Annotated in this window: 10 protein-coding genes; 4 read left to right on the top strand and 6 right to left on the bottom strand. The window is 62.8% G+C overall.

Annotated elements, in window-relative coordinates; translation table 11 throughout:
• Positions 1-138: 138 nt before the first annotated feature.
• Together B5G06_RS11160 and B5G06_RS11155 are read right to left on the bottom strand one after the other, a co-directional pair.
• Complete coding sequence (locus B5G06_RS11160; protein ID WP_087189141.1) at positions 139-1,161, bottom strand: YARHG domain-containing protein; 1,023 nt, start codon at positions 1,159-1,161, stop codon at positions 139-141.
• Positions 1,162-1,191: 30 nt separating this feature from the next.
• Positions 1,192-2,070: an aldose 1-epimerase family protein gene (locus tag B5G06_RS11155; protein WP_087189140.1), complete on the bottom strand. Its 879-nt coding sequence runs from the start codon at positions 2,068-2,070 to the stop codon at positions 1,192-1,194.
• A gap of 132 nt (positions 2,071-2,202) precedes the next feature.
• Between B5G06_RS11155 and B5G06_RS11150 the strand changes: the two genes are divergently transcribed.
• The 4 genes from B5G06_RS11150 to B5G06_RS11135 all read left to right on the top strand — a co-directional run bounded on the left by B5G06_RS11150 (position 2,203) and on the right by B5G06_RS11135 (position 5,718).
• Positions 2,203-3,009 (top strand): TIGR04255 family protein, encoded by an 807-nt coding sequence (locus B5G06_RS11150; protein ID WP_087189139.1) that lies wholly within the window; start codon positions 2,203-2,205, stop codon positions 3,007-3,009.
• Between the two features lie 8 nt (positions 3,010-3,017).
• Positions 3,018-3,533 (top strand): GNAT family N-acetyltransferase, encoded by a 516-nt coding sequence (locus B5G06_RS11145; RefSeq protein WP_158094705.1) that lies wholly within the window; start codon positions 3,018-3,020, stop codon positions 3,531-3,533.
• A complete protein-coding gene (locus B5G06_RS11140) occupies positions 3,530-4,075 on the top strand; it encodes a cysteine hydrolase family protein (protein ID WP_087189137.1) in 546 nt (181 codons plus the stop codon). The genes B5G06_RS11145 and B5G06_RS11140 overlap by 4 nt, the downstream gene beginning before the upstream one ends.
• Before the next feature lie 194 nt (positions 4,076-4,269).
• Positions 4,270-5,718 carry a nicotinate phosphoribosyltransferase gene (locus tag B5G06_RS11135; protein WP_204220822.1) on the top strand — a complete coding sequence of 483 codons (1,449 nt, stop codon included), beginning with the start codon at positions 4,270-4,272 and terminating at the stop codon, positions 5,716-5,718.
• A 45-nt stretch (positions 5,719-5,763) separates the two neighbouring features.
• On the opposite strand, the gene B5G06_RS11130 is transcribed toward B5G06_RS11135, so the two are convergent.
• Genes B5G06_RS11130 through B5G06_RS11115 form a run of 4 tightly spaced genes read right to left on the bottom strand, consistent with a single transcriptional unit; the run spans position 5,764 to position 7,393 of the window.
• A complete protein-coding gene (locus B5G06_RS11130) occupies positions 5,764-6,516 on the bottom strand; it encodes an exodeoxyribonuclease III (RefSeq protein WP_087189136.1) in 753 nt (250 codons plus the stop codon).
• Complete coding sequence (locus B5G06_RS11125; protein WP_087189135.1) at positions 6,513-6,698, bottom strand: DUF6440 family protein; 186 nt, start codon at positions 6,696-6,698, stop codon at positions 6,513-6,515. Before B5G06_RS11125 ends, B5G06_RS11130 begins: the two co-directional genes overlap by 4 nt.
• Before the next feature lie 12 nt (positions 6,699-6,710).
• Complete coding sequence (locus B5G06_RS11120; protein ID WP_204220819.1) at positions 6,711-6,941, bottom strand: permease of phosphate ABC transporter; 231 nt, start codon at positions 6,939-6,941, stop codon at positions 6,711-6,713.
• The gene (locus B5G06_RS11115; RefSeq protein WP_087189134.1) at positions 6,938-7,393 is read right to left on the bottom strand and encodes a methylated-DNA--[protein]-cysteine S-methyltransferase; all 456 of its coding nucleotides are present in this window, start codon (positions 7,391-7,393) and stop codon (positions 6,938-6,940) included. Before B5G06_RS11115 ends, B5G06_RS11120 begins: the two co-directional genes overlap by 4 nt.

Raw genomic sequence — 7,393 nt, 5'->3', positions numbered from 1 at the left:
GCTCAGGGGTGGGGGTAGGGATGGGCTCGGCGGAGGGCGTCACCACCGGGGTAGGCGTGGAGACAGCCTGTCCCCCGCCCTGTCCGGCACAGCCGGTACACAGCAGCGCCGCCATCAGCGCCAGGCAGCACAGCCGTCTCACTGCCGCCACCCCATCTCCCGCTCGTAGGCCAGGATGGTCTCCAGGTTGGCCTGCTCGTAGGCATTGAACACGCTGGTGTCAAAGGTGGAGGCGTTGAGCCCCTCCACCGGGGTGTACCAGTTCTGGCGGTCAAAATAGTCCTGGATCTCCTGGCTGGAGAACTGATAGCCATACCGGGCATAGATCTCGTTGCGGATCAGGCTTACCTCCTCCTTGGTGAAGGGGGCCAGATCGCTCTTATCGATGTACTGGCTGTCGGTGGGCAGCAGATAGTCGCCATCCATGGTGTCTGGATCGTCGTCGTCCCGGCTGCCCAGCAGCTCCAGCCAGATGTCGCCCCAGCCCGCCGATGCGGCCTGGCTGTAGGTGATGCCGTAGTAGGTCCACTCCCGCAGGCCGTCGTCGTACCAGTAGGCCTCATAGGGGGAAGATCCGTCGGAGCTGCCGTTGACATAGAGGTTCATCCACTCATCCAGCCAGCCCTGCTCCCAGGCCTCCCGGAAGGTGGTTCCATTGATCCGGCTAGTGAGCAGTTGGTCCATATCCAGCTGAATGGGATAGCTGCTCTGCTCCTGATCGGGGGTCTGGGTGGGCTTGTCGTCCTCCTCCGGCGGCTCACTCTCAATGGGCTGCGTCTCCATGACGTCGGAGGGGCTGGGGCTGACCTCAGCATCGGAAGAAGTGGGCTTCAGAATGCCCATAGCCATCACCAGGACCACAATCGCGCCGATCACCAGCACACACAGAATCACCGCCAGGGCAATGTAGCCCCCCTTCCGGCGGGGCGGCTCCTGCTCCGGCTCGGACGGCTCTACAGGGGCCCGCCGGGGCGGCTCCTTGGGCTGCTCGTACCTGGGTTGCTCGTAGGGCGGCTCGTACCTGGGAGGCTCCACGGGAGCCTGTGGGGTGGGCTGCGCAGGCTGGGGCGGGCGGTTCTCGGGCTTGGTGGTGGGCTTGCCGCATTTGTTGCAGAAGGCGGCGGTATCCGCCAGCTCCGCCCCGCAGTATTTACAAAACATGGTGCAGAAACTCCTTTCCGTCAAGCAGGCTTACAGGGTGTCCACTTGATAGCCCAGCGTGCGGCTCTCGCCAGGGGCCAGGGTGATGCAGTAGGCCTTGTCGGCCAGCTCCAGACCCTCTCCCGCCTCGGCGGACATTCCGTGCCAGGGCTCGATGCACACATAGGGCGCCGCCTTGCCCGGCATGGACCACAGAGCCAGCAGCGGGAAGTCGTGGAAGCGCACCCGCACGCCCTTGCCGGACTTTTTGCTGTGCAGCTCCACCTGCCGGGACTTGAGGCCCCGGAAGATCAGGGTATCCATCTCGTCAAAGTATTTGTAGTCCAGAGGCAGCACGTCGGTGTCCTCCAGACAGGGCCGGGTGCGGTTGAGATCCACCCCGTTAGCGTCGGGTACCAGGGTGGGACAGGTCTCTTTCTGCTCAAAGCGCACCTCGTAGTCGGTAAAGGCCTCCCCCTCCTCCAGGGGGCAGCGGAAGCCGGTGTGGGCCCCCAGGCAAAAGGGCATGGGCTTGTCCCCGGTGTTGGTCACCGTCACAGAGGTGGTAAAGCCGGTGTCGGTGAGCTGCTGGCGCACCACCAGCCGGAAGGGATAGGGATAGACCGCCAGAGTGTCGCCGCTCTCCCGCAGCTCCAGCTCCGCCCAGTCCTCCCCCTGCCCGGCCACCGCAAACTCGCTGGTGCGGGCAAAGCCGTGGCGGTTCATGGAGACCTCTTTCCCCTCAATGCGGACCTTGCCGTCCTTCAGGCCGCCCACAATGGGGAACAGCAGGGGATTGCGCCCCGGCCAGTAGGCCGGATCTCCCGTCCAGATATATTCCAGGCCGTTTTCGTCCCGATAGGACACCAGCTCGCCGCCGTGGGTGGCCACCCTTGCGGTCCGCCCGCCCCGTTTCAGTTCCAGTTCCATCACATACGCCTCCTTGTGTTGCTACCTGCATTATACCGGCCCTTTTCCTCCAATGCAAGGCCGCGATGTTTGACATATGGCCGGTTCGGGGATAAAATAGGAGAGACTTTATAATAGGAAGGAGCAGCCACTATGCTGTTTGCCCCATATGAGCGGTTCCATTATGTCCGTTCCCCCCTGGTGGAGGTCATCTGTCAGCTTCGCTTCCCCACCATTCTGTCCATCGGCGCCAATGAGCCCGCCGCCTTCCAGGAGGCCATCCGGAAAGACTTCCCCAAGTATATGACCCGGCAGGAGCAGCTGCCCCCCAAGGTGGTAAAGAAGGGTAACGCCACCGCCCTGGAGCCCCAGAAGCCCATCACCAACTACCACTTCATTTCGGAGGACGGCCGTTGGAAGATCAACCTGACCCAGAACTTTATCGCCCTGTCCACCCTGACCTATCAGCGGTGGGAGGACTTTGCCATCCGGCTGGACCAGGCTCTGGCCCAGTTCATCCAGATCTATCAGCCCGCCTACTTTGAGCGCATCGGCCTGCGGTACGTCAACGCCGTGTCCCGGAAGGCCCTGGGCCTGGAGGACCAGCTGTGGGACGATCTGATCCAGAGCCAGTATCTGGGCATTCTGGGCGAGCCCGACGTGGAGGAGAGCGAGATCGTCAAGTGCGCCCTGGATGTGGAGACCCCCCTGGTGGGCGGCTACCGCATGAAGCTCCATGCCGGTCCCGGCCTGGTGGGGGCCAACAATCCCCAGAACGCCAACCAGCCCAAGGAGACCCGGTTCATTCTGGACGGGGACTTCTCCGCCGCCGGTCAGATCAATGCCGACGCCGTGCCTGAGAAGCTGGAGAAAATGCACCGCTTCGCCGTCTGCCTCTTCCGGGGCGCGGTAACCAACACCCTCCACGAGGCCATGGGCCCCACCCCCGTCGCCGAATGACCGGGGAGATGACCATCCGTCCCGCCCGCCGGGAGGAACTGAAGGAGATCTGGGCCATGGTGGGCCGGGCAGTGGTCCATATGAACCAGCTGGGCAACCCCCAGTGGGGGGAGGACTACCCCACCCGGGACTTCTACGCCGGGGACATCGACCGGGGCGAGCTATACGCCGCTGTCATCGACGGCAAGCTGGCCGGTGTGGCCTGCATCAACACCAGCGAATCTCCTGAGTACGATCCCCTTCCCTGGACCACCAGCCGCCCCGCCATGGTGATCCACCGCATGGCCATTGATCCTACCTTCCAGCGTCATGGGGTGGGCTCCGCCCTCTTCGCCTTTGCCGAGGAGGAAGCCCGCCGCCGGGGCATTGCCGCCATGCGTATCGACACCTATTCCCTCAATGACCGGATGCAGGCTCTGATCCGCAAGATGGGCTTTTCCAAGGTGGGGGAGATCCACCTTCACGGCCGCCCCCTCACCTACCCCTGCTTTGAGAAGGATCTGCATCAGGAGGAACAGCCATGAAAAAACTGCTGCTGGTGGTGGACTACCAGAAGGACTTTGTGGACGGCGCCCTGGGCTTTGCCGGGGCGGAACGGCTGGACGGCCCCATTGCCGGGAAAATCGCCGCCTATCACGCCGCCGGTGACGACGTGGCCTTTACCCTGGATACTCACCAGGAAAACTACCTGGACACCCAGGAGGGGCGGAAGCTGCCGGTGCCCCACTGTCTGATGAATTCGGAGGGCTGGCAGCTCTACGGCAAAACCGGACAGGCCATAGACAGGAGCCGGGACATGGTGGTGTGCAAGCCCGCCTTCCCCTCCCTGTGGCTGGGGGGCTGGCTCAAGGACCGGGGCTATGACCGCATCGAGATTGTGGGCCTGGTGTCCTACCTGTGCGTGCTGTCCAACGCCATCATGGCCAAGGCCGCCCTGCCTGAGGCGGAGCTGGTGGTGGATGCCGCCTGCACCGCCGGTCCCGACCCCGTCCTCCACCACAACGTGCTGGACCTGATGGAGGCCCTGCAGATCACGGTCATCAACCGGGAGGTTACAACACCATGAAGGAACATATGAACTACACCCTGCTCTGTGATTTCTACGAGCTCTCTCCCAGGTGAATGTCCCATTCACCTGGGGTCCCAATCCCATTTAATATGCGGGCGGCGAAACTGAATTCCGCCGCCCTGCGCCGCTTACCGCGGCGCCCCGCCTTGCGGGGCCCCATGGTGAGCCATAAACCGGGAGGTTTGAACGCCATGAAGCAACACATGAATTACACCCTGCTCTGTGACTTTTACGAGCTCACCATGGGCAACGGCTACTTCCAGACGCCGGGCTACACTGAGCAGATCTGTTATTTCGACGTCTTTTTCCGCAACGTGCCCGACGGGGGCGGCTTCGCCATTGCCGCCGGGCTGGAGCAGGTCATCGACTATGTGGAGCGGCTCCACTTCGATGAGGAGGACATCGCCTACCTGCGGGGCAAGGGCTGCTTCTGCGAGGGCTTTTTGGAGTATCTGAAGAACTTCAAGTTCACCGGCGACATCTGGGCGGTGCCCGAGGGCACCCCCATCTTCCCCCGGGAGCCCTTCCTCACCGTCCGGGCCCCCGCCATTGAGGCTCAGTTTATCGAGACCTTCCTGCTGCTGACTCTGAACCACCAGTCCCTCATCGCCACCAAGACCAACCGCATTGTGCGGGCGGCGGACGGGCGGCCGGTGAGCGAGTTCGGCTCCCGCCGGGCCCAGGGTCCCGACGCCGCCATTCTGGGCGCCCGTGCCTCCTATATCGCCGGCTGCGCAGGCACCGCCTGCACCCTGGCCGACGAGGTGTACGGCTCCCCCGCCGGCGGCACCATGGCCCACTCCTGGGTCCAGATGTTCCCCGACGAGTATACCGCCTTTAAAACCTACTGCCAGCTCTATCCCCACTCCGCCACCCTGCTGGTGGACACCTACAACGTGCTGAAGTCCGGCGTGCCCAACGCCATCCGCGCCTTCAAGGAGGTGCTCCTCCCCCAGGGCATCACCAACTGCGCCATCCGGCTGGACTCGGGCGATCTGACCTACCTGTCCCGGAAGGCCCGGCGGATGCTGGACGCGGCGGGGCTCACCGAGTGCAAGATCGTGGCCTCCAACTCCCTGGACGAGTATATCATCCGGGACCTGCTGCTCCAGGGGGCCCAGATCGACTCCTTCGGCGTGGGCGAGCGGCTCATCACCTCCAAGAGCGAGCCGGTGTTCGGCGGCGTGTACAAGCTGGCCGCCATCGAGGACAAAGAGGGGAATATTATCCCCAAGATCAAGATCAGCGCCAACCCGGACAAGATCACCAACCCCGGCTTCAAGAAGGTGTACCGCCTCTTCGACAACGAGACGGGGAAGGCCTTTGCCGATCTCATCACTCTGTGGGACGAGACGGTGGACGAGAGCAAGCCTCTGGAGCTCTTCGACCCGGACGCCACCTGGAAGCGCAGCGTGTTCACCAACTTTACCGCCAGGGAGCTGCTGGTGCCGGTGTTCCAGGGCGGCAAGCGGGTGTACGACTCCCCGCCCATCGCCGAGATGCGGGCTTGGTGCGCCGGGCAGATCGACCTGCTGTGGGACGAGGTAAAGCGGTTTGAGAATCCCCACAACTACTATGTGGACCTGTCCCAGAAGCTGTGGGATCTGAAGCAGAGCCTGCTGACCCGGGAAGGGAAATAAATAAACAGGACTGCCGCAAACTGTGCGGCAGTCCTGTTTTTTGTCTTATTCCAGATCCAGCTCCACCGGGCAGTGGTCACTGCCGGTGACGTCGGCATGGATGATCTGGTCCTTCACCCGGGGCAGCAGACGCTCCGACACGATGAAGTAGTCGATGCGCCACCCGGCGTTGTTCTTCCGGGCGTTGAAGCGGTAGCTCCACCAGGTATAGGCCCCGGTCTTGTCTGGGTAGAGGGCACGGAAGCTGTCGGCAAAACCGCTCTGCAGCAGGGTAGTCATCTTGCCCCGCTCCTGGTCGGAGAAGCCTGCGTTGCCCCGGTTGGTCTTGGGGTTTTTCAGGTCAATCTCCTCATGGGCCACGTTGAGGTCGCCGCACAGCACCACCGGCTTCTTCTGGTCCAGGGTCATCAGGTAGGCCCGGAAATCGTCCTCCCACTGCATCCGGTAGTCGATGCGGGCCAGCCCCTCCTTGGCGTTGGGGGTGTAACAGCACACCAGATAGAAGTCCTCATACTCCGCCGTGATCACCCGGCCCTCGGTGTCGTGCTCCGGGATACCCAGGCCGTAGGTCACGGCCAGAGGCTCGGTTTTGGTGATGAGGGCGGTACCGGAGTAGCCCTTCTTCTCGGCGCTGTTCCAGTAGATGTGGTAGCCCGGCAAGTCCAGCTCGATCTGGTGGGGCTGGAGCTTGGTCTCCTGGAGACAGAAGGCGTCGGCGTCCATCTCCTTGAAAAAGTCCAGAAAGCCCTTGCCCAGGCAGGCCCGCAGGCCGTTGACGTTCCAGGTGATCAGCTTCATTCCCAGTCCTCCGCCTTCCATTTCATGGGTTTTCCGTCGCTGTCCAGCAGCGGGGTGATACCGCCGGCATATCCGTCGTGCATCTCCAGGTAGAGCATACCGGTCTTGGTATCCAGCAGAACCCGGGTGGCATCGGCCACACCCTGGGTGTAGATCACCTGAAAGCGCTTATCCTTTCCCATAGACACGCTCCTTTATTCCTTTCGCATCTCACCCTCCAGATGGGGGAGGAATTTCAGCATAATGGGCAGATAGGTGGCCACAAAGACCACCACCGCCCCAAGAGCCGCCCATTTCCGCAGCTTTTTGGGGGCAGCCAGGCCCAGCATGACCCCGGCGGCGCACAGGCACAGCTTCACCAGGGCCAGGTCCTTCCAGTTCATTTTGGCAATATAGGCATCGGCGGCAGAAAACAGTTTTTTCATAGTATTCCCTCCAGTCGCAGCAGCCATTCCTTCAATTCCAGTCCGCCCCCGTAGCCAGTGAGGGTTCCATTAGCCCCCACCACCCGGTGGCAGGGTAAAAAGATGGGCAGGGGATTGCGGTGGTTGGCCTGGCCTACCGCCCGGCTGCCCTTGGGGCAGCCCACCCGGCGGGCCAGTTCTCCGTAAGTAATGGTCTGCCCGTAGGGGATGTCCGCCAGGGCGGACCACACCTTGCGCTGAAAAGGGGTACCCTGTGGGGCAAGGGGCAGGTCAAAGTCCCGCCGTTCCCCCGCCAGATAGGCCAGCAGCTCCTCCTTGCCTCGGGCGAGCAGGGGCGTCTCCTCCCCCACCGGAGACATGGGGGAATTGGGCAAATACAGGGCGGTAAGCCCGCCCCCCTCCTCCTCCAGCGCCATAGGTCCCACGGGGGTATCAAAGACCACGCGGTTCAT

Source organism: Flavonifractor sp. An52 (assembly GCF_002159385.1).
GTDB classification, from domain to species: domain Bacteria; phylum Bacillota; class Clostridia; order Oscillospirales; family Oscillospiraceae; genus Flavonifractor; species Flavonifractor avicola.
This window is presented reverse-complemented; position numbering and strand designations above follow the sequence as displayed.

Bases quoted from the DNA above. Each gene is read 5' to 3' on its own strand.
- B5G06_RS11160 (WP_087189141.1), bottom strand. From the start codon at position 1,161: ATGTTTTGTAAATACTGCGGGGCGGAGCTGGCGGATACCGCCGCCTTC.
- B5G06_RS11130 (WP_087189136.1), bottom strand. From the start codon at position 6,516: ATGAAGCTGATCACCTGGAACGTCAACGGCCTGCGGGCCTGCCTGGGC.
- B5G06_RS11155 (WP_087189140.1), bottom strand. From the start codon at position 2,070: ATGGAACTGGAACTGAAACGGGGCGGGCGGACCGCAAGGGTGGCCACC.
- B5G06_RS11120 (WP_204220819.1), bottom strand. From the start codon at position 6,941: ATGAAAAAACTGTTTTCTGCCGCCGATGCCTATATTGCCAAAATGAAC.
- B5G06_RS11140 (WP_087189137.1), top strand. From the start codon at position 3,530: ATGAAAAAACTGCTGCTGGTGGTGGACTACCAGAAGGACTTTGTGGAC.
- B5G06_RS11135 (WP_204220822.1), top strand. From the start codon at position 4,270: ATGAAGCAACACATGAATTACACCCTGCTCTGTGACTTTTACGAGCTC.
- B5G06_RS11115 (WP_087189134.1), bottom strand. From the start codon at position 7,393: ATGAACCGCGTGGTCTTTGATACCCCCGTGGGACCTATGGCGCTGGAG.
- B5G06_RS11125 (WP_087189135.1), bottom strand. From the start codon at position 6,698: ATGGGAAAGGATAAGCGCTTTCAGGTGATCTACACCCAGGGTGTGGCC.
- B5G06_RS11150 (WP_087189139.1), top strand. From the start codon at position 2,203: ATGCTGTTTGCCCCATATGAGCGGTTCCATTATGTCCGTTCCCCCCTG.
- B5G06_RS11145 (WP_158094705.1), top strand. From the start codon at position 3,018: ATGACCATCCGTCCCGCCCGCCGGGAGGAACTGAAGGAGATCTGGGCC.